The 25,403-nt window shown below is 73.3% G+C and carries 27 protein-coding genes and 1 pseudogene; 14 read left to right on the top strand and 14 right to left on the bottom strand.

The window, feature by feature from the left end; all coding sequences use genetic code 11:
- The first annotated feature begins 473 nt into the window (after nt 1-473).
- The gene (locus WBK50_RS24655; RefSeq protein ID WP_341337884.1) at nt 474-1,688 is read left to right on the top strand and encodes a family 16 glycosylhydrolase; all 1,215 of its coding nucleotides are present in this window, start codon (nt 474-476) and stop codon (nt 1,686-1,688) included.
- A 19-nt stretch (nt 1,689-1,707) separates the two neighbouring features.
- Here WBK50_RS24655 and WBK50_RS24650 read toward each other — a convergent pair whose 3' ends face one another.
- Entirely contained in the window at nt 1,708-2,949 is a 1,242-nt protein-coding gene (locus WBK50_RS24650; protein ID WP_341337883.1) for an oxygenase MpaB family protein, read from the bottom strand.
- 55 nt (nt 2,950-3,004) lie between these two features.
- Between WBK50_RS24650 and WBK50_RS24645 the strand changes: the two genes are divergently transcribed.
- Nucleotides 3,005-3,619 (top strand): TetR/AcrR family transcriptional regulator, encoded by a 615-nt coding sequence (locus tag WBK50_RS24645; protein ID WP_341337882.1) that lies wholly within the window; start codon nt 3,005-3,007, stop codon nt 3,617-3,619.
- A gap of 106 nt (nt 3,620-3,725) precedes the next feature.
- Here WBK50_RS24645 and lepB read toward each other — a convergent pair whose 3' ends face one another.
- From lepB to WBK50_RS35375, 8 genes and pseudogenes are all read right to left on the bottom strand, one after another.
- Nucleotides 3,726-4,043, bottom strand: a complete 318-nt coding sequence (lepB, locus tag WBK50_RS24640) for a signal peptidase I (RefSeq protein ID WP_341337881.1) — start codon at nt 4,041-4,043, stop codon at nt 3,726-3,728.
- A complete protein-coding gene (locus WBK50_RS24635; protein WP_341337880.1) occupies nt 4,016-4,219 on the bottom strand; it encodes a S24/S26 family peptidase in 204 nt (67 codons plus the stop codon). The genes lepB and WBK50_RS24635 overlap by 28 nt, the downstream gene beginning before the upstream one ends.
- A gap of 23 nt (nt 4,220-4,242) precedes the next feature.
- Complete coding sequence (locus tag WBK50_RS24630) at nt 4,243-4,749, bottom strand: hypothetical protein (protein WP_341337879.1); 507 nt, start codon at nt 4,747-4,749, stop codon at nt 4,243-4,245.
- Nucleotides 4,746-4,904: a multicopper oxidase domain-containing protein gene (locus WBK50_RS24625; RefSeq protein WP_341337878.1), complete on the bottom strand. Its 159-nt coding sequence runs from the start codon at nt 4,902-4,904 to the stop codon at nt 4,746-4,748. Before WBK50_RS24625 ends, WBK50_RS24630 begins: the two co-directional genes overlap by 4 nt.
- Nucleotides 4,904-6,322 (bottom strand): multicopper oxidase family protein, encoded by a 1,419-nt coding sequence (locus tag WBK50_RS24620; protein ID WP_341337877.1) that lies wholly within the window; start codon nt 6,320-6,322, stop codon nt 4,904-4,906. The genes WBK50_RS24625 and WBK50_RS24620 overlap by 1 nt, the downstream gene beginning before the upstream one ends.
- Before the next feature lie 118 nt (nt 6,323-6,440).
- Nucleotides 6,441-7,517, bottom strand: coding sequence for a lytic transglycosylase domain-containing protein (locus WBK50_RS24615; protein ID WP_341337876.1), 1,077 nt, complete (start codon nt 7,515-7,517; stop codon nt 6,441-6,443).
- Between the two features lie 364 nt (nt 7,518-7,881).
- Nucleotides 7,882-9,189 carry a sensor histidine kinase gene (locus tag WBK50_RS24610; RefSeq protein WP_341337875.1) on the bottom strand — a complete coding sequence of 436 codons (1,308 nt, stop codon included), beginning with the start codon at nt 9,187-9,189 and terminating at the stop codon, nt 7,882-7,884.
- A 121-nt stretch (nt 9,190-9,310) separates the two neighbouring features.
- Nucleotides 9,311-9,847, bottom strand: a pseudogene (locus WBK50_RS35375) (response regulator); the annotation flags it as partial.
- A gap of 267 nt (nt 9,848-10,114) precedes the next feature.
- On the opposite strand from WBK50_RS35375, the gene WBK50_RS24600 reads away from it, so the two are divergent.
- The 7 genes from WBK50_RS24600 (at nt 10,115) to mdlC (ending at nt 16,811) form a co-directional block, all read left to right on the top strand.
- Nucleotides 10,115-10,519: a response regulator gene (locus WBK50_RS24600; protein ID WP_341337873.1), complete on the top strand. Its 405-nt coding sequence runs from the start codon at nt 10,115-10,117 to the stop codon at nt 10,517-10,519.
- A gap of 318 nt (nt 10,520-10,837) precedes the next feature.
- The gene (locus WBK50_RS24595; RefSeq protein ID WP_341337872.1) at nt 10,838-11,491 is read left to right on the top strand and encodes a hypothetical protein; all 654 of its coding nucleotides are present in this window, start codon (nt 10,838-10,840) and stop codon (nt 11,489-11,491) included.
- Nucleotides 11,492-11,528: 37 nt separating this feature from the next.
- The gene (locus WBK50_RS24590; protein WP_341337871.1) at nt 11,529-12,545 is read left to right on the top strand and encodes a histidine kinase; all 1,017 of its coding nucleotides are present in this window, start codon (nt 11,529-11,531) and stop codon (nt 12,543-12,545) included.
- Nucleotides 12,546-12,574: 29 nt separating this feature from the next.
- Nucleotides 12,575-12,889: an ATP-binding protein gene (locus WBK50_RS24585; protein ID WP_341337870.1), complete on the top strand. Its 315-nt coding sequence runs from the start codon at nt 12,575-12,577 to the stop codon at nt 12,887-12,889.
- The gene (locus tag WBK50_RS24580) at nt 12,886-13,503 is read left to right on the top strand and encodes a response regulator transcription factor (RefSeq protein ID WP_341337869.1); all 618 of its coding nucleotides are present in this window, start codon (nt 12,886-12,888) and stop codon (nt 13,501-13,503) included. The genes WBK50_RS24585 and WBK50_RS24580 overlap by 4 nt, the downstream gene beginning before the upstream one ends.
- A 471-nt stretch (nt 13,504-13,974) precedes the next feature.
- Entirely contained in the window at nt 13,975-15,213 is a 1,239-nt protein-coding gene (locus tag WBK50_RS24575) for an MFS transporter (RefSeq protein WP_341339494.1), read from the top strand.
- Nucleotides 15,210-16,811: a benzoylformate decarboxylase gene (gene mdlC, locus WBK50_RS24570; RefSeq protein ID WP_341337868.1), complete on the top strand. Its 1,602-nt coding sequence runs from the start codon at nt 15,210-15,212 to the stop codon at nt 16,809-16,811. The genes WBK50_RS24575 and mdlC overlap by 4 nt, the downstream gene beginning before the upstream one ends.
- A 45-nt stretch (nt 16,812-16,856) precedes the next feature.
- On the opposite strand, the gene WBK50_RS24565 is transcribed toward mdlC, so the two are convergent.
- Together WBK50_RS24565 and WBK50_RS24560 are read right to left on the bottom strand one after the other, a co-directional pair.
- Entirely contained in the window at nt 16,857-17,279 is a 423-nt protein-coding gene (locus WBK50_RS24565) for a GNAT family N-acetyltransferase (protein ID WP_341337867.1), read from the bottom strand.
- Complete coding sequence (locus tag WBK50_RS24560; protein ID WP_341337866.1) at nt 17,276-18,799, bottom strand: AMP-binding protein; 1,524 nt, start codon at nt 18,797-18,799, stop codon at nt 17,276-17,278. Before WBK50_RS24560 ends, WBK50_RS24565 begins: the two co-directional genes overlap by 4 nt.
- Nucleotides 18,800-18,946: 147 nt before the next feature.
- Here WBK50_RS24560 and WBK50_RS24555 point away from each other — a divergent pair, with 147 nt between their 5' ends.
- On the top strand, nt 18,947-20,107 hold the full coding sequence (locus tag WBK50_RS24555; RefSeq protein WP_341337865.1) for an MFS transporter: 1,161 nt from the start codon (nt 18,947-18,949) through the stop codon (nt 20,105-20,107).
- Nucleotides 20,108-20,110: 3 nt separating this feature from the next.
- Here the strand turns inward: WBK50_RS24555 and WBK50_RS24550 are convergent, their stop codons facing one another.
- On the bottom strand, nt 20,111-21,442 hold the full coding sequence (locus tag WBK50_RS24550; RefSeq protein ID WP_341337864.1) for an ABC1 kinase family protein: 1,332 nt from the start codon (nt 21,440-21,442) through the stop codon (nt 20,111-20,113).
- A gap of 132 nt (nt 21,443-21,574) precedes the next feature.
- A complete protein-coding gene (locus WBK50_RS24545; protein ID WP_341337863.1) occupies nt 21,575-22,102 on the bottom strand; it encodes a DUF1697 domain-containing protein in 528 nt (175 codons plus the stop codon).
- A gap of 195 nt (nt 22,103-22,297) precedes the next feature.
- On the opposite strand from WBK50_RS24545, the gene WBK50_RS24540 reads away from it, so the two are divergent.
- The 3 genes from WBK50_RS24540 to WBK50_RS24530 all read left to right on the top strand — a co-directional run bounded on the left by WBK50_RS24540 (nt 22,298) and on the right by WBK50_RS24530 (nt 23,835).
- Nucleotides 22,298-22,969 (top strand): DedA family protein, encoded by a 672-nt coding sequence (locus WBK50_RS24540; protein ID WP_341337862.1) that lies wholly within the window; start codon nt 22,298-22,300, stop codon nt 22,967-22,969.
- 62 nt (nt 22,970-23,031) lie between these two features.
- Nucleotides 23,032-23,298 (top strand): hypothetical protein, encoded by a 267-nt coding sequence (locus tag WBK50_RS24535; protein ID WP_341337860.1) that lies wholly within the window; start codon nt 23,032-23,034, stop codon nt 23,296-23,298.
- A 90-nt stretch (nt 23,299-23,388) separates the two neighbouring features.
- On the top strand, nt 23,389-23,835 hold the full coding sequence (locus WBK50_RS24530; protein WP_341337858.1) for a nitroreductase family deazaflavin-dependent oxidoreductase: 447 nt from the start codon (nt 23,389-23,391) through the stop codon (nt 23,833-23,835).
- 234 nt (nt 23,836-24,069) lie between these two features.
- Here the strand turns inward: WBK50_RS24530 and WBK50_RS24525 are convergent, their stop codons facing one another.
- Nucleotides 24,070-24,231 carry a hypothetical protein gene (locus WBK50_RS24525; protein ID WP_341337857.1) on the bottom strand — a complete coding sequence of 54 codons (162 nt, stop codon included), beginning with the start codon at nt 24,229-24,231 and terminating at the stop codon, nt 24,070-24,072.
- A 52-nt stretch (nt 24,232-24,283) separates the two neighbouring features.
- Between WBK50_RS24525 and WBK50_RS24520 the strand changes: the two genes are divergently transcribed.
- Complete coding sequence (locus tag WBK50_RS24520) at nt 24,284-25,306, top strand: cation diffusion facilitator family transporter (RefSeq protein WP_341337856.1); 1,023 nt, start codon at nt 24,284-24,286, stop codon at nt 25,304-25,306.
- Nucleotides 25,307-25,403 lie beyond the last annotated feature (97 nt).

Genomic DNA, 25,403 nt, shown 5'->3' with positions numbered 1-25,403 from the left:
GGGGCGGGTCGGGACGGGTCGGGTAGGGGCGGGCGGGTCGAGGCGGCCGGCCGATCCGGGAGCGGGCCGGCGTCGGCCTCGACCCTGCTGTGACGTCCGGCCGACCGGGACCGGTGGGTGCCCGTGTCGATGATCCGGAGACCGGGCGGACCGGGCGGAACGCGCCCCGCGACGTCGGTCATGCGGTGTCCGGGACGGCCGTCGGTCCCGGGGTCGGAACGGACCGGCGACCCGGTTCGGGACCCACGTGGGAGCTCACGAGCGCACATGATCGGTCCGATCGGCTAGGCCGAACAGCCTCAATCGAGCGGCCCATCGGCCCCCAAACGGAGGGGTCGCCAGGCACTGTCCGGGACGCACCCCCCAGGTGCGGGGGGCTCCCACCCCCCTCCTCGGTCTGCCGCGGGAGCGGCCCAGGCAGCAGCGTGAGGGTCGATGTGTCCGATCGGCCGGATGCGCGAGGGGAGTAGGCGATGGTCGTCAGGTTCGCGGTGGTCAAAGGGCTGGCAGCAGCGGTCTGTGTCGCCTCCGGCGCGGTCGCGCCCACGTTGCCCGCGACGTTCGTCCCGGCCGGCACCTGCTCCGCGGCGGATCCCGCCTCCACGTGCACGGTCCCGGCCGCGGCGCCGTTGCTCCCCGAGGACCCGGCGGCGAGCACCGTCACGGACACCGCGCCGGTGAGCGTCGACCCCGCGCTCACCGCGGACATCGCGAGCGGGGCCTCGTCCGCCACGATCACCACGGCCTCGGCGACCGCCCCCACCTCGGAGCCCGCGCCGGCCGCGGCGCTCACGGAGACGCCCGCCGCTCAGGGCACGGGGACCACCGCCCCCGAGACCACGGCGACGGTGGCCCCCACGTCCGAACCGGCGACCGCGGGCCCGAGCACCTCCGCCGACTACCAGGCCGGGTACGCCGCGGGCTACGCGGACGGCCTCGCGGCGGGACAGGGGACGAGCGGCGACGGCACCACGACGTCCGGCAGGTCGGGCGCGTCCGGCATCACGTCGTCGTCGGGAACCGTGACGGCCACCTCGGACCCCGGCGTCACCGCGGCGGCGAAGTTCGGGTGGGGCACGCCGTCGCGCAGCGACGAGTTCACCGGGGACCTGGGCCAGTGGGGCCTCTACGACGGTCCCGGGCACGCCGGCAACGGCACCCGCAGCCCGGCTGCGGCGTCGATCAAGGACGGGGTCCTCACCATCAGCGGCGACTCCGCCGGCACCACCGGGGGGATGGCCTGGGGCAAGGGCGCGCAGTACGGCCGCTGGGAGGGCCGGGTCATGGCCCCGGCGAGCGACCCGTCCTACAACGCCCTCCTGCTCCTCTGGCCCGACGCGGAGAACTGGCCCGAGGGCGGCGAGGTCGACTTCATGGAGATGTCGGACCCCGCCCGGCAGAAGACGGACATGTTCCTCCACTACGGGGCCGACAACTCCCAGCTCCACGGCCAGGTGAACATCGACGCCACGCAGTGGCACAACTGGGCGGTCGAGTGGACCCCCGACCACATCGCCGCCTTCGTCGACGGGCAGGAGTGGTTCCGCACCACCGACACCTCGACGCTGCCGCCCGGCCCGATGCACCTGACGATCCAGCTCGACTGGTTCCCCAAGGGGGGCAGCGTCACGCCCTCGGCGATGCACGTCGACTGGGTGCGCTACTACCCCCTCAACGCCACGGGCTGACCGGCAGCACCGCTCGGGGTCAGTGCGGCAGTGGCCCGATCCGGGCCGGTGCGCCGGCGAATCGGAGCCGGGACTGGCGCCGCCCGTGGCGGTCCGACGCGCGCTCCAGGTATCGGCGCCCGGCCCGGGTTCGGGCGATCAGCACGGACTCGACGAGGTTGCGCACCATGACCGGTGGCACCGCCCAGAGTGGGGTGATCGGCTGACCCAGGTCGCGCAGGCTCTCGGAGCCCAGGAAGTAGCGCAGCATGCTCAGCGTGCGCAGCCGGTGGTAGCGGCCCCGTAGCCGGCTCAACCGGCCGTAGTCCAGGGTGAGCTTCCCGTCGACCAGCGCGGTGGTCAGGTCGGCGCCGGCAGGGGTGGGGCCGCCCTGGGCGAGCAGCAGGTGGTAGTTGAACACGTTCTGCTCGCGCTCGGTGTCGAACAGCCAGTCCTCATCGACGCCCATCAGCCAGCCCACGTACTTCCACAGGTGCATGACCGCGCGGGACTCGGCCCGGGTCACCACCCGGCCGAGCATGCGCACCCCGAGCAGCACCGTGCTGTTGAACAGCGCGAGCGTGCCGGCCAGGTCGCTCTGATTGATCGGCAACCCGTACCGGTCGACGTCCCAGCGGCCGTTGACCTCGAACTGCTGGTTGATCAGCGCGTGCATCAGGCGCACGTGCACGGTGAGCTTGAAGCCCTCGCCGGTGCGCGCCATCCCGCCCGGGGCGCAGAGCTCGTCGACCCACTTCTGGGTCTCCCCGAGCCGGCGCATGGCGGTCGACCCGGTCAGCCCGCCGGTCAGCACGAGCAGGTCAGCCGGTCCGACGAACCGGTAGCCACCGATCAGCGACAGCTGCAGCAGCACGTCCTCGCGGCTGTGCCCGAACCGCCGGAACGCCCGTGCCCCGTGCTCCAGCAGCTCGACGTCCACCCAGTCCGGCACCCGGTCGACGACCGCGAAGAACTCGCGCAGCGCCGCCGGCGCGTCGGGCACGGCCTCGATCCCGTCGGCGAGCACGCGCTGGAACTGCGCCATGCTGACCCGCTCGCTGTCGCCCGATTCCCGGCGCATCGCCGCGACCAGCTGCGCTCCGAGCTCGTCGCGGGCGAACATCCGCCGACCGATCTGATCGACCAGCCGCTCGTCCACCGTGCGCACCCGGCCGATCAACCGCAGCGACCGGCCCAGCCGCCCGTTTCGCTCCCGCGCGCTGGCGAAGCGGTGCGGGGCGACCGGGGTCTTCGGGTGGGCGTCGGCGAGCTGTGCGACCATGATCCGATGCTGACACGAACAATTGCTCGCGTTCAATTCGCGTAGGGGGTTCGCCGTGCCACCCAGGACCCGTAGCGCGCTGCGCCGCGAGCCGCGGCAGCTCCGCTCGAAGCAGATGGTGGAGCGCATCATCGCGGCGGGGCGGGAGGTGTTGGTGGCGCGGGGCTACGAGGCGGCGACCACGAACCACATCGCGGCGGCGGCCGGGATCAGCCCGGGCTCGCTCTACCAGTACTTCCCGGACAAGACCGCCATCCTGGGTGAGGTCATCGACCGCTACGCCGACGAGCTTGTTGCTCGCCTGTCACACGCGTTCCTGCGCTCGCTGGGTGCGCCCACGGAGGAGGGCAAGCGGATGGTCGTGACCGCGATGCTCGACGCGTTCGAGGAGAACGCCGACCTGCTGCGAGTGCTCGTCGAGCAGGTGCCGCGCTCCCCGGACAGCGTGCGGGCCGTGTTCGCCCGCCGCATGGACGACATGATGACCGCCGCGCTGCTGGCCCGACCCGACCACGACCCCGCGCGCCCGGCGGACGCGATCGCGTGGGTCCTGGTCCGCGCCGTCGAGCACGTCACGATCAGTTACGTCCTGGAACGCCCGCAGCTGGACCGCGCCACCGTCATCGACGAGCTCACCGTCCTGATCACCCAGTACCTCGACCTCCGGTGAGGGAGGCGTCGGATCTCCAGCGTCGAGTCACCGGGAACAGCGGCAGCCCGGCGGAGATCACCGTCCGTCTACAGCAGACATGCCGGAGCCATTCCGAAACGACCTCTCAGCCTGCGGGCTCGTCCAGCGAGCCCGGCCGCGGCCAGACCCGGACGTCCACGGTGCCGACGACGTCGGTCGCGGGCACCGGGCCGAACTCACGGGAGTCGACCGAGACCGCGCGATGGTCCCCGAGCAGGAACAGTCGGCCGTCCGGCACAGGGTAGGGGCCGTAGTACACCCCGTTCTCCAGGCTCCGGTCCGCGTAGGGCTCGTCCACGGCACGGCCGTCGACCTCGAGCACGCCGTCCGAGATCCCCACCATGTCCCCGCCGACGGCGACGACCCGCTTGACGATCAGCATCCCGTCCTGCGGGTCGGGCACGACCACGAGGTCCCCCGGGACACGGCTCGGCCGCGGTGGTCCAGCACGACATGGTCCCCGGGTTCCAGGGTCGGCGCCATGCTGTCGCTGGGTATGCGGACCAGCTCGAACGGCACGACGCCGGTGGCGGAGCCGAGCCCGACCGCGACGACGGCCGTGACGGCGAGGGCCGTCACGACCGTCCGGAACCGCGGCCGGGTCAGCCGACTACGCCGGTCGCCCACAGCACCCAGACACCGATCCCGACGACCAGCACCGCGTTGCCCGCCACCGGACGCCGCCGGTCGGGCAGGAGGGTGATCATCGCCCCGATGGCGGCCAGCTCGCACACCACGACCGTGATGCCCAGGAAGTCGGGGTCCTCGGGCCGGTCGGCGTGCGGCCCGATCTGCAGTCCGATCGTGCGGCTGTACACGTAGAGCACGACGAGCCCGACCAGGGCGGCCAGGCCGAGGCCGACCCGCAGGGGCGTCGACCCCCGGCGCAGCCCCGCGCCGGCGCCCGTCTGCACCAGGCCGACCACGATGAAGAACACCGCGAACGTCATCTGGTGCTGCACGTGTTCCAGGGCGGCGAGCAGGTGCAGCACCCCTGCGAGGGTCACCGCGCCGGCCGCGACGAGGCCCGCGGTGACGGTCGGTCCCGGGGACCGGAGGCCGGCCGTGGCGTCCTCCTCGACGTCCCGGGTCCCCGTCCGGTCGGTCACAGCTTCAGCCCCTCAGTCCACGGGAGGGCGGGCGCGGCCGTGATCGGGTCCGGCCCGGCGGTGCCGACCTCGAACTGCGTCATCATGTCGTGGTCCTCGTGCGGCAGGTTGTGGCAGTGGACCATGTACCGGCCGGTCTGGTGCTCGAACTTCATCAGCAGCCGGACGCTCTCGTTCTCGCCGACGTAGACGACGTCCTTGGGCCGCAGTCCTCGGGTCGCGGCGGCTTGCCGTTGCGGGAGAGGATCTTGAAGTCCACGAGGTGGATGTGCACCGGGTGGAACCACCCACCCGACTTGTTCGTGACCTCCCAGACCTCGACGGCGTCCTTCGCCGGGTTGGCGAGGACCTTGCGGTAGCCGGAGGCGACGATCTGCTCCCACGTGACGCCGTTGACGGACCACTGGCCGTTGCCGCGGATGACCTCCAGCTTGCGGGTCGCCGTGGACATCGACTCGGTCAGCCCCATCGCGGACGGGTTCGGGTTCAGCACGGACGGGACCTCGTTCTTGGTGCCGTCGGTCGGCTCCGCCGCCACGTCGAACGCCATGATCTGCTTCGTCGTGTCGTAGTCGGTGGAGTTCTTCACGCCGAGGTTCTGCAGGACGACCCGCTGCCCGATCTTGTACTTCGCGAAGTCGACCACGATGTCGTAGCGCTCGGCCATGCCGTGCCGGATCTCGGCGACCTGCTGCGGGGCGCTCATCAGCCCGCCGTCCGTCGCGATCACCGTCATCGGCTCCCCGGTGGAGAGCTTGTACCGGTACCCGCGCGAGAGGGACGCGTTGAGGATCCGGAACCGGTACTTGCGCCGCTCCACGGGCATGCGCGGCCACGGCTTGCCGTTCACCGTGATCACGTCGCCCCAGAGCCCCGAGTGGCTGTTGTCCTCGTACATCAGCTGGCCGTCCGCGGCGAACATCTTGTCCGACAGGATCAGCGGGACGTCGTAGCGGCCGGTGGGGATCGGCAGGCCCTGCTCCTGCGCGTCGGTGAGCTGGTACATCGCGGCGAGGCCCATGTAGGCGTTCTCCGCGGTGTGGGCGGCGCCGTGGTCGTGGTACCAGAGCGTCCGTGCGGGCTGCATGTTCGGGTAGACGTAGTCCTTGTACTGGCCCGGGTTGGTGATGTCGCTGGCGTAGCCGTCGTACTGCGGGAGCGAGGCGGACCCGTGCAGGTGCACCGACGTCCACGGCGTGTACGACCATCGCGGGTGCTTGGCGGGCAACCCGTTGATGTGCCGGACGACGACCTGCCGGCCCTGGCTCGCCATGATCGTGGGGCCGGGGACCTGGCCGTCGTAGCCGAAGAGGTCGGTTCCGACGCCCGGCAGGATCTCGGCCTTCACCTGGCGCATCGTCATCTGGTAGTAGTCCGTCGTGCCGTCGCTGCGGACGGGCTTGGCGACCGGGGGGACGACGAAGGGGACGGTGAACGGCTTCGGCAGCTTGCTCTCGGCGATGCGGGAGATTCCCTTCGCACGCACCACGCGTTCGAACGGGAGAGCCAGTGCTGCGGCGCCGAGCGCGGAGACCTTCAGCAGGTCGCGACGGGAGACGGCCCGGGTGGACATCGTCGTACTCCTCGACTTGGTTCGGACTGTCGGCCTGGTCGAGTTTGCGGCGAGGAGGCCGTACCGGGCAGCCGTGGTTGGGGGAACCGTGCCCCCCGACTCTGGGGGGTCCGTGCGATCAACACTGCGTGACAGGAGGAGGCGAGGGCTCCGTCGAGGCGGGCGTCGCCACGGCGGATGTCGTTGCCGCAGTTGAGCAATCGGGCGCGGGCGAGCTCGGCGACACGGCGGCCGCAGGGGCCGAAGGGACCGTCGTGGTGCGCCGGACGGGCGGCGCGGACGTCGACGCGGCCAGGGGCGTGGACGACGTGGCGGGTGCGGACGTCGGGGGTGCGGACGTCGGGGCCGGCGGGGTGGTGACTGCCGGCGGCGCCTCTGCGGGGACGGACGGCGGCAGGGTCTCTACGAGGACGGGCGCTGCGGGGACGGGCGTCGCGGGGACGGGCGCCGCGGGGACGGGCGCTGCGGGGACGGGCGCCGCGGGGACGGGCGCCGCGGGAACGGGCGCTGCCGGGACCGGCGCGGGCACAGCGGCTCCGGTCACGGGCGTGGAAGGGGCGGCCACGGACACCGGCGCTGCGACGGGAAGGGGCACGGCGGGCACCGGAGGGGCCTCGGCGGCGAGGACCTTGGCGGCACTCACCGACACCGCGGGAACCGGCGCCGGTGGCAGTACGAGGCCGTCCGCGTAGGCGGCGGCGGCCGCGAGGACGTCTCGGACGTACTCCATGGAGGCGTTGTAGCGCAGCAGGGCCGCTGTCACGCCGTCTGTTGTGGACAGGTCCCTGCCACCCGAGCAGAGGAAGCGTCCCGCGGTGAGGGCGGCGTCGAACACGTTGTTCGGGTCGGCGGTCCCGTCACCGTTGCCGTCCGCCGCGTATGTGCGCCAGGTGCCGGGCAGGAACTGCATCGGGCCGACCGCGCGGTCCCACGCAGGGTCGGTGTCGAGCGATCCGCCGTCGGTGTCCGACACCGTCGCGAACCCGTTCGACCCGGAGAGCTGCGGCCCGAGGATCGGGACGAGCGTCCTCCCGGCCCCGTCGACCTCGCCGCCGCCGGCATGGCCGGACTCGATCCGGCCGATGCCGGCCAGCAGCGACCACGTGAGCTTGCAGCCCGGAACCGCACCGGCGAGCGTCCGCTCCGCGGCGAGGTACGCGTCCTGGACCATCGGCGCGATCCCGACCGCGGTCACCGTCCTTCGCGTCGCTCCACTGCCGACGGGTCCACCCTCGACGGGTCCCCTCTCGACGGGTCCACTGTCGACGGGTCCACTCCCGGCCGTTCCTTCGCCGGTCACACCTGTGCCGGCGGGGAGGGAGGCGGGCAGGGCGGACGCGGCCGGCGCCACGACGCTCCCGACCGACGGATGCGAGGAGGTCGCCGGGCCGAGGACCATCCAGACGACGAGTGCGATCCCCATCCGGCGGCGTAGCACGCCTGCCCGCTCGAGCATTCGTCTCCCACCGTCGCGCCGTGTCGTCGCGGGCGATCTTGGTCGGAAGCGCGGCCGGGTGGCAGCCGAGGGTGGGGGTGGGTCGGACCCCCAGATCTGGGGGTCAGCCGACGACCGTCAGCGGGAGCACCGCCTCGGCGACGGTGCCGCCGGCGGGCCCGGGCATCACGGAGAAGCGGCCGCCGAGGTCCATGAGTCGGTCGGAGAGCATCCGGATACCGAAGTGACCGTCCTGCTGCCGGTCCGCCTCCGCGGCGGGGATGCCGACGCCGTCGTCGCACACCCGCAGCCGGATGGCCTCCTGCTCCGGCCCCAGGACCTCGAGGACCACCTGCACGCGGGACGCCCCCGAGTGCTTGGAGACGTTCATCAGGGACTCGCGTGCCACCCGGTAGATGCTCGCCGCCGTCTCCGGATCCATCGCGGGCAGCGGCGCGACGTCGACGAGGACGTCGACGTTCCGTTCCCGCAGAGGCCGGACGAGGCCCTCGACGGCGACGGCGAGGCCGGGCCCCGAGAGGTCGGGCGGGTAGATGTCGACCATCAGGTGGCGCAGCTCGTCGACCGCCGAACGCACCGCGCCCGCGACCGTGTCGGCGACGCCGCGTCGCTCGGGAGCGACCGACGTCCGCAGTGCGGCGAGCGCGTACCCCGCCCCGGCGAGGTCCTGCACGACCCCGTCGTGCAGGTCGGCCGCGATCTTCGCGCGCTCCTTGTCCGACGACGACAGCGCCCGCTGCAGCAGCCGCACCCGCTCCGCCTCCTGGCGGCGGACGCGCCGGGCGAGGGAGAGCGCGATGGGCAGCTGTACCAGCTGCAGGACGACCAGCGGGACGACGGCGAGCGCGACGAGCGTCCCCACCAGTGACGCGGCCTGGCTGTCGACGCGCGCGGAGCTGAAGTAGGCCTCGAACGCGTACCGGCTGCCGTCGGCCAGGGCCAGCGGCACGTACACCTCGACGAACCGCTCGTCACCCGGCAGCACGCCCGCCTCGTCGGAGTCCTGGAGCTCGGAGCTCACGGTGCCCCGATCGATCGCCGCGACGACCTCGGCGGGCGGTGCCTTCTGCGTCCCGATGATGCGGGCCTGGTCGGCGTAGACGATCGTGCCGTCCCGCCGCCACACGTTGACCTCGCTGATCGAGCCGTCGCCGAGCCGGTTGTAGATCGCCAGGTCGAGCTGGTCACGGGCACCGGGGTCCTCGGCCAACGTGCCCACCAGCAGCGGTCCGACGACGAGGTGGGCCAGTCGGTCGGTGACGCGCTCGGCGTCCCGGAGCGCCTCGGCCCGCGCGACGATCCGGCTCGCCAGCACGGCGCCGAACGCGATCACCGCGAGGACGACCACGCCGACCGTGATGAACGTCGTGACCTGCCGCCGGACCGGGGAGACCGGGGACCCGGCCCTCATCGCGGCTCGTCGAGCATGCCGAGCTCCTGCGCCTTGACGACCGCCTCCAGCTGGAGAGCTCGACGTCGAGCTTGGACAGCAGCGACTTCACGTAACCGCGGCAGGTGTGCACGCTGATGCCCAGCACCCGCGCGATCGCCTTCGGCGCCATGCCGCGGCCCAGGCAGGCGAGGACGTCCCGCTCGCGCTGGGTCAGGCTCGGCATCGCCGGGTTCTGCCGGGTCGCCGCGCCGGTCAGGGCGAACGCCGACGGGGCGATGAGCATGCTCCCGCTGCGCGCCCGGCGCAGGACGTCCAGCATCTCGGTGAGCGAACCGTTCTTCGGGATGAACGCCGAGGCACCCGCCTGGGTCGCCCGCACCACCCAGTCCGGCTCACGGTGCGCGGTCACGACGACGATCACGGTGTCCGGGGCGACCTCGCGGATACTGCGGCAGGCGGCGAGCCCGTCCTGGCGCGGCATCTCGATGTCCATGATCACGATGTCCGGGCGCAGCTCCTGGACCAGCACGATCCCCTCCGCGGCACTGGAGGCCGTGCCGACACAGCTCAGGCCCTGCTCGGTCGAGAGGGCGAAGGACAACAGCTCGGCAAAAGTCGTGTGGTCGTCGACGACGAGCACCCGCAACTCGGCGGGCGCCGTCTCCACGCGGGTCATTCCCACGCTCGCGTCGTCCATGTGCCCCCCCTTCCGTCGTTGACGCGTCAAGATGAGGGTCGGTCCGGAAACGGAGGTGTTACCTTCACCCCGTTTGCCGGCACCGCTTTTAGCCGGATCGGCCCCGGCAGTCCGACCTGATGTCCGGCTCGGCCCCTGGAAGAGGATTGTGTGCCCGGTCGACTCTGGGAGGGGTGATCACATGGACACCGTTGCGGAGGTGGGAGGCGCCCTGGACCCGCCGCCGGCCGCTCCGCGGTGATCCGGGTGCTGCTGGTCGACGACAGTGCCGCCGTCCGCTCCGGCCTCAGCGCGCTGCTCGACTCGGTCGGCGGATTCACCGTGGTGGGCCAGTGCGCCGACGGCGCCGAGTGCGTCGAGGCCGCGAAACGCCGGGAACCGCACGTGATCGTGATGGATGCGGCCATGCCCGGTGTCGACGGCGTCGCCGCGACCGTCCGGCTCCTCGCCGCGGTTCCCGGTTCCCGGGTCCTCTTCCTGACGTCCTCGGTGTCGGGCGACACCGTCCGCGGGGCGCACGCCGCGGGCGCCGTCGGCTACCTCTCGAAGTCGGCCCCGCCCGACGAGGTGGTGGACGCCATCCGACGGGTGGCCTCGGGCGGAACCGCATGGTCGCCCGCGGCGGCCGCCGCGCTGGGCCGCGAGCGCTGACCCCTCCGTTTGGGGGGTGGCGGCCCCCTTCGGCACGGCTCCCGTGGCGGGGTGGATCGGGCGGATTCTCGATGAGCACGCTCATTGCCGCCTTCTTCTCGAGGAGCCACCATGACCACCCCGCGAGGCCCGGGCGGTGGCCGGCTGGTCCTACGACCAAGGTCCGATGGTGTGTGACGCGGTGACGGGTCAGTCTGGAAATACGCCCCCGATGTGGGGCGCCGTCTCCCCAGTCCTGGAGTTCCGATGTGCGCTGAGCCCCACCCCTCTCCCGTCCCCGACAGACGGACGGGCGCCGACTCGCCCCGTCTCGTGGTCATGGACCTGGGGCAGCGTGGCGTCCGCCTGATCGTCGATGCGCTGGAGGCGAACTACCACGTCACCGCCCTCGCCGAGGACGCCGGATGGATCCGGGAGGTCGTCCGCGGCCTGTCCGCGAACGACTGGGCGGCCGGGGTGCTGCGGCGGGCGATGCGCCGCGGCCGGTGCCTGATCACCGGCGACACCGCCGCGTGCGCCGGTCTCGGTGTCGCGATCTGCCCGCTGTCCGCCGCCGCGCCGGAGACGGACGCGGAGATGGCCGCGGCCGCGCTCGCCCCGTACCTGCGTGCCGGGGCCCTCGTGATCCTCGAGGGCGACACGCGGCTGGGGCAGGCGGCCGAGGTCTTCTCCGCCACGGCGGAGCTGCTCACCCCGTTGCAGGTGGGACGCGACGTGTCCCTCGGGTACGTCATGGAGGACAGCGATCTGCCCGGCTGCGTCGTCAGCGGCGTCGATCCCCGCTCGGCGGACCGCACCGAGGAGTTCTACCGCAGTCTCAACCGGTCGGTGAGCGCGGTCGGGACGTTAGAGACCGCCGAGCTCGCGATCGCGGTCCGGAACGCGCTGCGCGCACAGGCCGAGGGCGACGACGCCGCGGCCATGATCGCTGCGTCGGGCCGTCACCCGTCGTCCCCCGAGCGGCCGCGGTGAGCGCGGGGTCCGTGCCGCGCCGATGAGCGTCCGCAGCGTGTCGCGCACGAGGTCGGGCCGTGTCGACGCGCCCGCCGGCAGGTCGCGCACCCGGCGCAGCCGCAACGTCCACGACGACGAGCGGCAGCCCTCGAGCGCGGGCCTCGCCGTGCGCTACGCGTTGACCGGCCTCGTCACCCTCCTGGCCGTCGCCCTCGTCGCCGCCCACGCCGGCCGCACGATGAGCACCGAGGTGGCGATCGACGCCGCGGTTCGCGCCACCGCCCTCGTCGGCGACCTGGCCGTCCGGCCCGCCCTCGACGACGCCGTCCTGAGGGGCGATCCCCGCGCCGTGGCCGCCCTCGACGAGGTCGTACGCCCCCGGGTGCTCAGCTCCCTCGTCCGGGTGAAGATCTGGGACGAGGGCGGCAGGATCCTGTACTCCGACGAGCCGCGCCTGCGCGGGCAGCAGTTCGCGTTCAGCGCCGACGAGCGCCGGGTGCTCGCGACCGGCGAGAGGCACGCGGGGCTCAGCGACCTGACCCGTCCGGAGAACCGGTTCGAGGACCACGACGTCGCGTTGCTGGAGGTCTACGAGCGGCTGACGACCCCGTCGGGCGTGCCGGTGCTGTTCGAGGCCTACCACCGCTACGAGGGGATCACCGAGGAGAGCAGGCGCACCTGGACGAGGTTCGCCCCCTCCCTCTTCGGCGCGCTCGTCCTGCTCGCGCTGCTCCAGCTGCCGATCGCCGTCGCCCTCGCCCGTCGGCTCCGGCGGGCCCAGCGTCAGCGTGAGACCCTGCTGCGACGGGTGATCGAGGCGACCGACACCGATCGCCGCCGCATCGCGGGGGACCTGCACGACGGCGTCGTGCAGGACCTCGCCGGGGTGGCGTTCGCGCTGGGCGCCGTGGTGCGCGCGGGAGGTGCGGTGAACGTCGCCGAGGTGGACGGCGCGGCGTGGCGGATCCGGCACGCGGTGCGGTCCCTCCGCTCGCTGCTGGTGGAGATCTACCCCCGAACCTGTACGCGGAGGGCCTCGAAGCAGCGCTGTCGGACCTGCTGGCCCGCCTGAGCCCCCGTGGGATCGAGGCCGAACTGCGGGTGGAGGTACCCGTCGAGGTCCTGGCCCGGGAGCAGATGGAACTGCTGTACCGCGTCGCCCGGGAGGGTGTCCGCAACGTCGTCGTCCACGCGGACGCGGGCCGGGTCGTGGTCACCGTGGGCCGCGCGGGTGACGCGCTGGTGATGACCGTCGCGGACGACGGTCGTGGCCTCCCGGGCCCGGTGCCCGGCAGGCCCGGCCACCTCGGGCTGAGGTCCCTGGGGGACATGGCGAAGGCGCTCGGCGCCGTCCTCGAGCTCGAGTCCGTGCCCGGACGCGGCACGGTGCTGCGGTTGGAGGTACCGCTCGGATGATCAGAGTGATCGTGGCCGACGACCACGCCGTGGTGCGGCACGGCCTGCACCAACTGCTGGAGACCGCGCCGGACATCGAGGTCGTCGCGGTGGCCGCGGACGGCGAGGAGGCCGTCGCCCTGGTCGGGGAGCACCTGCCGGACGTGGTGCTCATGGACCTCCACATGCCTGTCATGCACGGCATCGAGGCGACCCGGCGGATCGTGACCGGACATCCCGAGGTCCGGGTCGTCATCCTCACGTCGTTCGGTGACGAGGCCCGCATCCTCGAGGCGCTCGACGCGGGCGCGCGGGGCTACCTCCTCAAGCACGTGGAGCCGGACGCGCTGATCGACGCCGTCCGCGCGGTCGACGCCGGGGAGGCCCCGCTGGACCCGAGGGCGGGCCGGGTACTGCTCGACCGGCAGCGCGCGCGCTCGGTGGTCACCGACCTGTCCCAGCGCGAACGCGAGGTCCTGACGCTCGTCACGGAGGGGCTCGCCAACAAGCAGGTGGCCCGCCGGCTCGGCATCAGCGAGCGCACGGTCAAGGCCCACCTGACGAACGTGTTCCAGCGCATCAAGGTCACCGACCGGGTCCAGGCGGCGATCTGGGCGCGCGAACACCTCCGGTGAGCAGCCGCCTCCTGAGAGTGGCCGAGAGTTCTTCCGGATTGTCGCTTCCATCGATAATGTGAGCCTCCTGCCGAGGAGTCCGGTTTCGTCGGCACCGAGACGGAGGGCCCCTTCGATGGCCACGAACTGCGCGGTCCCGATGCCCGGCGAGGCGACCGGATGTCCGGGCGCGGCCCTCGGCCGGTGCGTCGGATGTGGCGGCGAGTTCTGCCTCGAGCACGCGGATCGCCTCACCCTCGTGGCGAAGCGCGGCGGCCCGTCGATGACGGAGTACTCGTCGAACGTCTGCGTCTCCTGCGGAGCCGATGCGCGCCGCGGAACCCCCCGGTCGCAGGCCGCGCGACCGCCGCGTATTCGCATCTGACCCCCCGGCTTCCGTCCAACGGAAGCGCGCCCTGACAGGCTGGACATCGGCACCCATACTTCCCGCACCTGCTCACCGGGGGAGTGACCGTGACCGAATCAGTGTCGATGTCCGGCAAGAAGGCCGGTCCGGGAGGACGGGGGTCGCCGCGCTGGGTCGCGCCGCTGTGCTGGACCGCCGTGGCGCTCGAAGGGTTCGACCTCGTCGTCCTCGGGGTGGTGCTGCCGTCCCTGCTGCGTGACCCGGCCTGGGGACTGAATCCCGGGACCGCGTCGCTGATCTCGGTCGTCGGGCTGCTCGGCGTGATGGTCGGCGCGCTCGGCATCGGTCCGCTGACGGACCGCTTCGGCCGCCGCCGGATGATGCTGATCACCGTCACGTCGTTCTCGGTGTTCACCCTGCTCTGTGCCTTCGCCACCGGTCCGGTCATGTTCGGGGTCCTGCGGTTCCTCGCGGGGCTCGGCCTCGGCGGTGTGCTGCCGGTGGCGCTGGCGATGGTCAACGAGTTCGCCCGGGTGGGGAAGGGCGGCAGCGCGACCACGACGCTGATGACGGGCTACCACGTCGGGGCGGTCGCGACCGCGCTGCTCGGGATCCTGGTGATCCCCTCGTTCGGCTGGCGGGCGATGTTCGTCATCGGCGCGCTCCCGGCACTGGTCCTGGTCCCGCTGATCGCGGCGCGGCTGCCCGAGTCCCTGACCGGCGACGCCGTTGCCGAGACCGCCGAGGTCACCGGCACCCGTAACCCCGTCGCCGCCCTGTTCCGTGGCGGCTACCTCCGGGCGACGCTCGCCTTCTGGGTCAGCTCGTTCATGGGCCTGCTCCTGGTCTACGGCCTGAACACCTGGCTGCCGGAGATCATGCGGTCGGCGGGCTACGAGCTCGGTGCCGCACTCGCCCTGCTGCTCGTGCTCAACGTCGGCGCGATCGTCGGGCTGCTCGTCGCCGGCCGCGTGGCGGACCGGATCGGCCTGCGGAAGGCGGTCATCGGCTGGTTCGCGGCGGCGGCGGTCTTCCTCGCGCTGCTCAGCATCCGGCTTCCGGGCGTCGGCGTGTACGTCAGCGTGCTGCTGGCCGGCGTGTTCGTGTTCAGCTCACAGGTGCTCGTCTACGCGGCGATCAGCCGCCACTACCCGGCCGCGGTACGCGCCACGGCTCTCGGCGCGGCGAGCGGCATCGGCCGGCTCGGCGCGATCACCGGGCCGCTGATCGGCGGCGCGCTCCTCTCCGCCGGGATCGCCTACCCCTGGGGCTTCTACGTGTTCGCGCTGGTCGCGGCGCTCGGCGCGGTCGCCGTGGCGGCGGTGGGCCGGATCGGCGCGCCCACCCGGAAGGCCGACGCATGAGAACTGTCCGGGACGCCACCTTCGACGTCCTGCGCCGCTACGGCCTGACGACGATCTTCGCGAATCCGGGTTCCACCGAGGTCGCGTTCCTGACCGACCTGCCCGACGACATCGACTTCGTCCTGGCCCTGCACGAGGGCTCGGTGGTGGGGATCGCCACGGGCTGGGCCACCGCGAACGACCGCCCCGCCCTGGTCAACCTGCACACGACGGCCGGGCTCGGCAACGCCGTCGGTGCCCTGGCGACGGCGCGGGTCAACCGGGTGCCGCTGGTCGTCCTCGTCGGCCAGCAGGACCGCCGGCACCTCGCGTTCCGGCCGTTCCTGGCCGGCGACCTCGAGGGCCTCGCCGGCAGCTACCCGGTCTGGACGACGACCCCGGCCCGGCCCCAGGACGTCCCGAGCGCGGTCGCGCGGGCCTGGCACGAGGCGCGCGACGGCCGGGGTCCGGCCCTGGTCGTCGTGCCGTCGGACGACTGGTCCGCCGAGGCCGGGGACGGCGAGGTCGCCGCGCCCGCCGTGCTGCGCCACGGGACGGCCGTCGACCCGTCGGTCGTCGACGAGCTGGCCGCGCTCGTCGGCGACGCGCGGTCCCCGGCGCTCGTCGTCGGGGCGGACGCGGACGGTGCCGGGACGTGGTCCGCGCTGGTCACACTCGCGGAGAAGCTGGGCTGCCCGGTCTGGCAGGAGCCGTTCGCGGCGCGCGCGGGCTTCCCGCAGGACCATCCGCAGTTCGCCGGGCACCTGCCCGCGGGCCGGGCCCGGTTGCGGGACGCACTGGCCGCGCACGACGTCGTGCTGGCCGTCGGCGCGCCGGTGTTCCGGCAGTACCCCTACGAACCCGGGCCCCTGGTCGCCGCCGGGACGAGGCTCGCGATGATCACCGACGACCCGGAGGACGCCCGGCACAGCCCTGTCGACCTGGCCGTCGTCGCCGGTCCGGCGGCGGTCTGCGCGGCCCTGGCCGAGCGCCTGCCGGAGCCGGCCGGGGGCGCGTTCTCCCCGGTCCGCGCCTCGGCGCCGGAACCACCGACGGCGGGGGAGCCGCTGCGGGCGGCGCACGTGCTCGCCGCGCTGGCCGCGCGGGTCCCGGCGGAGACCGTGGTGGTCGAGGAGACTCCGTCGAGCCGGCCGGATCTGCACCGCCTGCTCCCGGCCCGGCGCCCGCTCGGGTTCCTGAGCGCGGCGATGGGCGGTCTCGGCTTCGCCCTGCCCGCCGCGATCGGCGTGCGGATGGCGCGGCCGGGCACGCCGGTGGTCGCGGTCGTCGGGGACGGGTCGTCGCTCTACGGCATCCAGGCGCTGTGGAGCGCGGCGCACTACCGGGTGGGCGTGCTGTTCGTCGTCCTCGCCAACGGCCGCTACGCGATCATGGACCGGCTGGCTGAGAAGCAGGGCGACGGGAAGGCGCCGTGGCCCGCGTTCACCGAGGTCAGCGTGGGCGGACTGGCGGAGGCGCTCGGCTGCCCGGCGCGCCGCGTCGACACCTGGGACGCGCTGGAGGAGGCGCTCGACGACGTCGTGCCCGGGTTGGTGGGGCGGGAGACGCCGCTGGTGCTCGAGGTGACCGTGGAGCCGGACGCGGTGTTCGAGCCCTAGGGCGCCCTCATGACCGGTGGTCGCCGCCGAACCCGTCGCCGCTGGTCATCGTGGTGGCGCCGGCCTTTCCAGGGCGGTCTCGTCGGGGGCGCTGAACCCGAAGCGCCGGTACAACTCGTGCGCGTCCCGGGTGTGCAGGGTCCAGCGCATGTGCGCGCCGGTGTCGAGCATCGCGCGGACGAGCGCGACACCGAGCCCGTGCCCGCGGACGTCCGGATGCACGTAGACGTCCGCGAGGTAGGCGAAGGAGACGCCGTCCGACACGGCGCGGGCGAAGCCGACGGTCCTGCCCGTCCCGGGTCCGTAGAGGGCGAGCACCCGCCAGGCGACGTCGATCTGGGTCTCGAGCTGCGCGCGGGCGCGCCAGCGCCCCCAGTAGGCCTGGGTGGAGAGGAACTCCCACACGGCGTCGCGGTCGATGCGGGCGGGATCGTCGTCGATCTCGTAACCGTCGTGCAGCGTGATCACGGATGGAAGGGTGTCACGGTGGCGGGATGAGACCGGCACGGGTTTCCGGATCGGGTGAGCCGCTCCGCCCGCAGTGCGCTCCGCCGGACCTTGCCCGCGTCGTCCCGCAGCGGTTCGGGGCTGAACTCGACGGTCCGCGGGACCTTGTACGGCGCGAGCCGCCCGCGGAGGTACTCCCGCAGCTCGTCGGCGCCCACCTCGGACGAAGTCTGGACGATCGCGTGCACGACGTTGCCGAGGTCCTCGTCCGGCAGCCCGATCACCGCCGACGACACGACGGCCGGGTGCTCGGCCAGCGCGGACTCGACCTCCGCCGGGTACACGTTGGCGCCGCCGACGAGGATCATGTCGGAGCGCCGGTCCGCCAGGTAGAGGTAGCCGTCCGCGTCGAAGTGGCCCATGTCGCCCAGGGACTCCCAGCCGTCGCGCTCGTTCGCCTGCGCACCGAGGTAGTAGTAGGTCGGCGGGGTGTCCGCGGCCCGGCGCATCCACACCTCGCCGACCTCGCCGGCGGGCAGCTCGCGCCCCTCGTCGTCGCAGACCCGCATCTCGCCCGACGCCACCCTGCCGACCGAACCCGGGTGCTCGAGCCACTCCGCGCCGTCGATCACGCAGCTGGCCTGGGACTCCGTGCCCGCGTACAGCTCGATCAGCGTCGCCGCGCCCGCCCACTCGATCCAGCCGCGCTTCACGTGCGGCGGGCACGGCGCGCCGACGTGCAGCACGGTCCGCAGCGACGAGAAGTCCGACGCCGCCCGGACCTCCTCGGGCAACCGCAGCATCCGGCCCATCATCGTGGGCACGACGTAGAGCCACGTGACGCGGTGCTCCGCGACGAGCCGGACGGCCCGCTCGGCGTCGAACCGCCGCATGACGACGACGTGGTGCCCCTGCAGCAGCGCCATCAGCGAGAACATGTTCGGCCCGTTGTGGTACATCGGGGCGGTCGCGAGCATGACGCCGTCGCGGTCGAAGCGCAGGGACTCCGCCTTCGTGCCGAGCACGGACTCCACGCTGGCCTCCTGACCGGCCACGATGAGCTTCGGGCGGCCGGTGCTGCCGCCCGAGGTGGGCGCCTTCCAGGACGGCCCGACGACGTCCGGGAGCGGCGAGTCGTCTTCGTCCGAGACGTCCTCGGCGCCGGTCAGCCACGCCCGGCCGTCGGCCGGCTCCAGGCCCACGACCAGGGACGGGTCCCCGACCTCCAGCAGCGCCGCCAGCTCGGCGGCCGGGAGCCGGTGGGAGAGCGGCTGCGGGATCGCGCCCAGCTTCCACGCCGCGACCGACGACTCGGTGTGCCGGATCCGGTTCGGCAGCGCGATCGAGACGAGCGAGCCCTTCGTGACGCCGAGCCTCGCGAACCGGCGGGCGAGCTGGTTGGTGCGCGCGTCGAGCTCCGCGCGGGTGATCGTCGCGTCGTCGTCGGTGACGGCGGGGGCGTCCGGGTTCTCGGCGACGAGCTCGCGGAGGCGGACGGCGAGGGCGGTACGGGTCTCCGGGCTCGGCTCGGCCGTGGTCATCTGTGCTCCCTTGCACCGGTGGTCACCCCGACACTAATTCCCGCGACGGCCGTCGGCGGCCGCCGCTACCCTCCGTCCGTGCCGTTCCCTTGACGCCCGCTACCGCCCCCTGCTCGCAGGCTCTCCCGGCGCGTCGTCGGGTGGGCGATGCTGGCCGACGTCGTCCCGCTCTACCCGCTGTACGCCCTGTTCTTCGCGGACTCGGGCATGTCGGACACCGAGATCTCCGCGTTGTTCGCGGTCTGGTCGGTCACCGGCCTGCTCACCGAGGTGCCCTCCGGTGCGCTCTCGGACCGGTTCCCCCGGCGGCACGTGCTCGGGCTGGGCGGCGTGCTCCAGGCCGGCGGCTACGCGGTCTGGCTGGCCCTGCCCGGGTTCGCGGGCTTCGCCGCCGGCTTCGTGCTCTGGGGGATCGGGACGTCGCTGTTCTCCGGCACCGTCGAGGCGCTGGTCTTCGAGGGCCTGAGCGAGGCCGGGGTCCCAGAGCTCTACCCGACGGTCCGGGGCCGGATCACCGCGGCCGCGCACCTCACGCAGCTGCCCTCGGCGGCCGCCGCGACCCTGCTGTTCGCCGCCGGGGCGTACGCCGCGGCGGGCTGGGTGAGCGTCGGTACCTGCCTCGCGGCCGCGGCCCTCGCGCAGACGTTCCCGGAGCCGCCGCGAGCGGGCCCGCCGCCCGACGAGGACGCCGAGCCGGACGGAGAGCCGGACAGGGAGCGGCCGTCGACGGCCGCGCCGGAGGCGGTCGGGCCCGGTTACCTCGCCACCCTCCGCGTCGGCGTCGCCGAGGCCGCCGGCCTGCCCCTCCTGCGCGGTGCCCTGCTCGCGGTCGCGCTGGTCAACGGCATGGACGCGCTCGAGGAGTACTTCCCGCTGATCGTCGGCCAGGGACCCGGCGGCGCCGCCATCGCCGCGGTCCCGCTGCTGCTGCTCGTCGTCGCGCTCGCGGGGGCGGGCGGCGCGGGCCTCGGCGGGCGGGCGAGCCGCCTGGGCCCCCTCGCGCTCGCGGGCGTGTTCGGCGTCGCGGGTCTGGCGCTGGGGTTCGCCGGCGCCGGGGGAGCGGCGGGGCTCGTCGCGCTCGGGGTCTTCCACGGGCTGCAGCAGTGCGTGCTCGTCGTCGTCGACTCGCGGTTGCAGGAGCGGGTCAGCGGGCGGGCCCGCGCCACCGCCACGTCCGTGGCCGCGCTCGGGGCGGAGATCGTGGCGCTGGCGGTGTTCGCGGCCTGGGCTCTGGGAGGTTCGCCGTGGATCGCGGTAGGGACGGTCGCGATCGCCGTGCTCCTGCCCCGGGTCCTGCGGCGTGGATGACGGTCAGACGGAGGCGAAGCCGGGCACCCAGCGCTCGGCGACCCCGCGGGCGGCGACCGTGCAGTCCAGCTGGGCGAGGATGTTCATCCAGCCGGACAGCACCCGCAGGACCAGCACGAACTCCGCCGGCATGGCCAGCGCCCGCCCGGTCTCGCGGTACGCGCGGTTGCCGGGGTTGGCCACCCGTGATCCCTGGCGCCCCATCCACTCGCGGGTGAAGTGGAAGCGCTCCTCGCGCAGCGGGTCCGCCAGCGCACCGACCCAGCGCAGCACGTCCGCGGACTCGGCGTCCGCGGCGAGGAAGCCCTCGTCCCGCAGCAGCGCGGTCAGGGCCTCGGACTCGCCCCGGGCGGTGAGGACGAGGATCCGCGCGAGGACGGGCGGGATCCCGCCGGGCAGCTCCGCCACGGCGCCGAAGTCGATCATCCCGAGCCGGCCGTCGGGGAGGACGAGGAAGTTGCCGGGGTGCGGGTCCGCGTGCAGCAGCCCGATCCGCGCGGGTGAGGCGAACATGGACTCGACGATCGTGTGGCCGTAGCGGTCCCGGTCCGCCTCGTCGCCCGCGCCCCCCAGCAGGTCCCGCAGCGGGACGCCGTCGAGCCAGTCCGTGACCAGCACCTTCGGGGCCGACGCGACGACGCGCGGCACCAGGAGGTCGCGGTCTCCGGTGAACTCCGCGGCGAACCGGCGCTGGCGGTCGGCCTCGATGCGGTAGTCCACCTCCTCGAGCGTCCGTTCCCGCAGCTCGCGGATCAGCGCCCGGACGTCCAGGGCGGGAAACACCGCGGCGAAGAGCCGGGAGAACCGTTCGAGCGTGCGCAGGTCCGAGTCCAGGGCGACGTCCGCACCGGGGTACTGGATCTTGACGGCCACGTCCCGGCCGCCGCCGTCCGCGCCGCGCCAGGTGGCGCGGTGGACCTGGCCGAGGCTCGCGGCGGCCCGCGGCTCGTCGTCGAAGTCGGTGAAGCGCTCCCGCCAGCCGCGGCCCAGCTGCTCGGCGAGCATCCGGTGCACGTCGCGCCGGGGCATCGGCGGGCTCGACGTCTGGAGCTTCGCGAGCGCGTCGTGGTAGGGCCCGGCGAACTCCGAGGGGATCATCGCGTCGTAGACCGAGAGCGCCTGGCCGAGCTTCATCGCGCCGCCCTTGAGCGTGCCGAGCACGGCGAAGAGCTGCTCGGCGTTGCGCGCGACCGTCGCGGCCGCGACCTCGTCGGAGTCCGCCCCGGCCAATGTGCGGCCCCAGCCCGCCACGGCCCGTCCGGTGAAGGCCAGCGGCAGCGACGCCAGCCGCGCCGACCGCCCGATGCCGCCCTGCGGGACGCCCCGGTCCGTCATGATCCCCCGATCCGTCGTGCCCTGCCCTCGGCGGAGCGGCTGCCAGGCGGACCTTATCTGCCCGTCGCGGCGGGTCCGGCGGCGAACCCGGGAACCCACTCCTTCGTGAGCCCCGCTGAGTGGCCACCGCCGTCAGGCACCGAGCAGGGCCAACAACTTCTCGACGGTGTTCCAGTTCCGGCCGGTGACGGGCACCTTCCAGCTCTTCCGGACGAACGCCGCGACGTCCGGCGCGTTCGAGATCCCGTCCGGGCACCACTGGTAGATCACCCGGTCCGCCACCCGAATGCGCTGCGGGTCCAGCTCGGCGGGATCCGCGGCATCGGCTGGCGGGGGATCGAGAAGGAAGAGAGCGAGCATCCGGGAGCCGTTGTCCGCGACGTCCCGCAGCGGGTGCGCGTCCGCCAGCTCCCGCAGTTCCGCGCCGGAGAGCACCAGGCACCGCACGTCCATGCCGAACGCCTCCGTGATCGCGGCCTCGCAGCGTTTCGCCACGGTCGCCGCGGGCTCGTCCGTGGTGACGACCGCGTTGCCGCTCTGCAGGTAGGTGCGCACGTCGCCGTAGCCGAGACCCTCGAGCAGCGTCCGCAGGTCCGCCATCGGAACCTTCTTGTTGCCGCCGACGTTGATGCCTCGGAGCAGGACGGCGTATCCGGTCACGCGCGGAACGTACACGCGGTCCCCGACACGCCACCGTTCGTCGCACTCGGCGGGCGTGTGGCTGACCACAGGTGAAACGCGGGGGGTAGCCCCACCGAGCTTCCGGGAAAGGTCTGTCACCCTGGAGGGCGTCTCCCGACAGGGCGGCCGCACGACGGGCCCGCCAGAGCCACACCCGATGCAGAAAGGGCACTCGTGCACGAGCTGTTCGGTGTGATCGCGGCCTTCGACGCCGTCCTGCACAGCATCTGGCTGCTGCCGGTCCTCGTCGTCCTCATCGCGCTCGACGGTCCGTTCCCGGTTCTCCCGAGCGAGACCCTGCTGATGTCCGCCGCCGCGGCCGCCTTCGGCACGCACGACCTCGCCGCGGTGCTCGGCCTCTTCGTCGCCTCGATGCTCGGATCGGTGCTCGGGGACGTCCTCGTGTACTCCCTCGGCCGCTCGTCGAACCGGATCCTGCGCGGTGCGGAGAAGAACTGCGGCATCGGCGCCTGGGTGCGCCGCAACCTGCACTCCCGGCCGGAGGTCTCGCTCGTCGGGGCCCGGCTGGTGCCCGGCGGCCGCCTGGTGAGCACCGCCGCCGCGGGCCGGGTGCGGCTACCGCTGCGCCGCTTCCTCCCGGCGACGACCGCGAGCTCGGCCGTGTGGAGCCTCTACATGCTGCTGGTCGGGCTGGTCCTCGGCCCGATGACCCGCGGGAACCCCCTGCTCTGCCTGGCAGCCGGCATCGCGATGGCGATCCTCACCGGCGGTGGCTTCGAGCTGGTCCGCCGGATCCGCGGGGCGATCCGCCGTCGCCGCGGGCTCGATCGCGAGCTCGCAGCCGTCACGGCGGCCGCTGCCGAGCCGGCGCTCTCCGGACGCTGAGGTTCGGATCACCGTCTCGATCTGAGACGCCGGAAGCCCGCTGCGGCACGGACACTGCGCTCGTGCGCAATGACAGCTGGGTCGTCGACGTCGGTGAGGCGAACGCGGAGTGGCTCGCCACGGAGAGCCGCACCGCGCGGCTGGCCCGCGAGTACCGGCCCGTCGACCTCGGTGGCGGCCGGATCGCCTTCTCCGCCCTCGCCCTGGGGGCCTCCCGCGAGCTCGGTGAGGAGGAGGACGGCTACATCACCGACGACGCCGAGGGCGTGCGCGTCTGGATCGGCGACGACGCCTTCGAGCTCGAACTCGCGGAGAACAGTCGTATGTGACGAGAGCACTGCTCTTGACTCGATGTCGTCCGGGGTGTTCACTCCTCTCATCAGAGAGCACTGCTCTCGATCTGAGGAGGAGCAATGGCCATGGACGCGAAGCCCCGTTACCTCGCCCCGAAGCGCGCCGACGAGCTGTTCGGCACGGTCGTCGCCCGGCTGACGAGGACGGGCCTGAGCGTGGCGGGCAGCCGCGTCCTGGCCGTCAGGGGCCGGACGAGCGGCGAGTGGCGCACGGTCCCGGTGAACCCGATGACGGTCGACGGCGAGCGCTACCTCGTCGCGCCGCGCGGGCACACCCAGTGGGTGCGCAACATGCGGGCCGCGGGCGGCGGGGAGCTGCGGCGGGGGCGCAGGGCCGAGGCGTTCACCGCGGTGGAGCTGCCGGATGCGGACAAGCCGCCGGTGCTGCGGGAGTACCTGCGCAGGTGGGCCTGGGAGGTCGGCCGGTTCTTCGACGGGATCGACGCGACGTCCTCGGACGAGGAGCTGCTCGCGGTCGCACCGGGCTTCCCGGTGTTCCGGATCGCGTCCTGATCCCGGGTGGCACCGCGCGATTGCTGTCCGGTGCCGGTGGGGGCTCCCCAGTTCCACCGGCACCGGTGATCAGTTCAACGCGTCGGATGCACGGGAGTTGTGGGTTGATTCGTCCCGCTCACCCCTCCACAGCCGAGCGGCGGTCCGTGCGCGACGACCGGTAGTACCCGGGGCTAGTTCCGTGCCGGTGCAACTTCTTCGGTGCTCAGCTCCCCACCGAACGGGCGAACGCGATCAGTGCGTGCTCACCTCGGCGGGGCGTTCCTGCTGGGTCCAGTGCCCGCACCCCGGCTCGACGGCCTCCGGCGCGTCGCTGCGGCCGTACCCCCGCTGGTCCGGGCCACGGCGTGGAAGCTCGCCGCCGCGAGCGCGACGACGGCTGGGCGTGGCGGTCACGCGGCGGACGCTACGCGCGGTCGGTGAGGATCCGCGGGGCTACAGTCGCCGCGTGGCGGGCACCGAGGCGGACGACAGGGCTCCGGACAAGGAGAACGGGGGCGGCGAGAGCACCCTGACCGTCCTGATCGCGGGCGGGGCGAACCTCGCGATCGGCGTGCTGAAGCTCGTCGCGGCGCTGTTCACCGGCTCCGCCGCGATGTTCGCCGAGGCCGCGCACTCGGCCGCGGACACGGCCACCGAGGGCCTGCTGCTCACGGCGCTGCGCCGCTCGGTGAAACGTCCGGACCGCAGGCACCCCTTCGGCTACGGCAAGGAGCGGTTCTTCTGGTCGCTCATCGCCGCAGTGTCGATCTTCGTCTCCGGGGCGGTGTTCGCGATCTACGAGGGCATCTCGACGATCCTCGGCGGGGAGAACGAGCAGACGCTCGCGTGGGTGGCCTACGCCGTGCTCGGGGCGTCGTTCCTACTGGAGGGAACGTCCTGGCTGCAGGCGGTCCGGCAGGTGCGGAACGAGGCCGCCGCGGAGAACGTGGGCTTCCGCGCGTGGCTGCGCACCACGGACGACCCGACGGTGAAGACGGTCTTCTTCGAGGACAGCGCGGCGCTGCTCGGGCTGCTGCTGGCGTTCGGGGGAGTCGGGCTGCACCAGCTCACCGGCTCCGCGTTCTGGGACGGCCTGGCGTCGCTGCTGATCGGGCTGATGCTGGCGGGCGTCGCGTACGTGCTGGGCCGCACCAACAAGGGCCTGCTGATCGGCCGGCAGGCGGACCGCAAGCTCGTGTTCGCCGTGCGGGACCGGCTGGCGGCGCGCCCGGAGGTGGAGGCCGTCGTCGACCTGCTGACGATGATGCTCGGCACGGACAGCGTGCTGGTCTGCGCCCGGATCGACTTCGTGGACACCCTCGGGGCCGCGGACGTCGAGCGGACCTGCGTGGACATCGACGCGCAGCTGCGGGCGGAGTTCGCGGACCTCGAGGAGATCTTCCTGGAGCCGGTGCCGCGCAACGACGAGACCGTCCGGGCGAGGGTCCTGGAACGTTACGGCCCGACGTTCGCCACCCCCGACGCCTGAGGCCCCGACGCCCGAGCCCCGCCGCCGGACCGCCCCGCCGCCCGAGCGGCTCAAGCGTCAGCCTGCGCTGCTCGAGCCACTCGAGCGCCGGAGGCCG

Source organism: Pseudonocardia sp. T1-2H (assembly GCF_038039215.1).
Taxonomy (GTDB): domain Bacteria; phylum Actinomycetota; class Actinomycetes; order Mycobacteriales; family Pseudonocardiaceae; genus Pseudonocardia.
This window is presented reverse-complemented; position numbering and strand designations above follow the sequence as displayed.

Excerpts from the sequence above, each read along its gene's own strand:
- WBK50_RS24625 (WP_341337878.1), bottom strand. The coding sequence starts at position 4,904 with ATGAAGTTCGAGCACCAGACCGGCCGGTACATGGTCCACTGCCACAAC.
- WBK50_RS24575 (WP_341339494.1), top strand. The coding sequence starts at position 13,975 with ATGTCCGGCAAGAAGGCCGGTCCGGGAGGACGGGGGTCGCCGCGCTGG.
- WBK50_RS24580 (WP_341337869.1), top strand. The coding sequence starts at position 12,886 with ATGATCAGAGTGATCGTGGCCGACGACCACGCCGTGGTGCGGCACGGC.
- WBK50_RS24550 (WP_341337864.1), bottom strand. The coding sequence starts at position 21,442 with ATGACGGACCGGGGCGTCCCGCAGGGCGGCATCGGGCGGTCGGCGCGG.
- WBK50_RS24530 (WP_341337858.1), top strand. The coding sequence starts at position 23,389 with ATGGACGCGAAGCCCCGTTACCTCGCCCCGAAGCGCGCCGACGAGCTG.
- mdlC (WP_341337868.1), top strand. The coding sequence starts at position 15,210 with ATGAGAACTGTCCGGGACGCCACCTTCGACGTCCTGCGCCGCTACGGC.
- WBK50_RS24610 (WP_341337875.1), bottom strand. The coding sequence starts at position 9,189 with ATGAGGGCCGGGTCCCCGGTCTCCCCGGTCCGGCGGCAGGTCACGACG.
- WBK50_RS24650 (WP_341337883.1), bottom strand. The coding sequence starts at position 2,949 with ATGGTCGCACAGCTCGCCGACGCCCACCCGAAGACCCCGGTCGCCCCG.
- WBK50_RS24560 (WP_341337866.1), bottom strand. The coding sequence starts at position 18,799 with ATGACCACGGCCGAGCCGAGCCCGGAGACCCGTACCGCCCTCGCCGTC.
- WBK50_RS24555 (WP_341337865.1), top strand. The coding sequence starts at position 18,947 with ATGCTGGCCGACGTCGTCCCGCTCTACCCGCTGTACGCCCTGTTCTTC.
- WBK50_RS24595 (WP_341337872.1), top strand. The coding sequence starts at position 10,838 with ATGGACCTGGGGCAGCGTGGCGTCCGCCTGATCGTCGATGCGCTGGAG.
- WBK50_RS24620 (WP_341337877.1), bottom strand. The coding sequence starts at position 6,322 with ATGTCCACCCGGGCCGTCTCCCGTCGCGACCTGCTGAAGGTCTCCGCG.
- WBK50_RS24655 (WP_341337884.1), top strand. The coding sequence starts at position 474 with ATGGTCGTCAGGTTCGCGGTGGTCAAAGGGCTGGCAGCAGCGGTCTGT.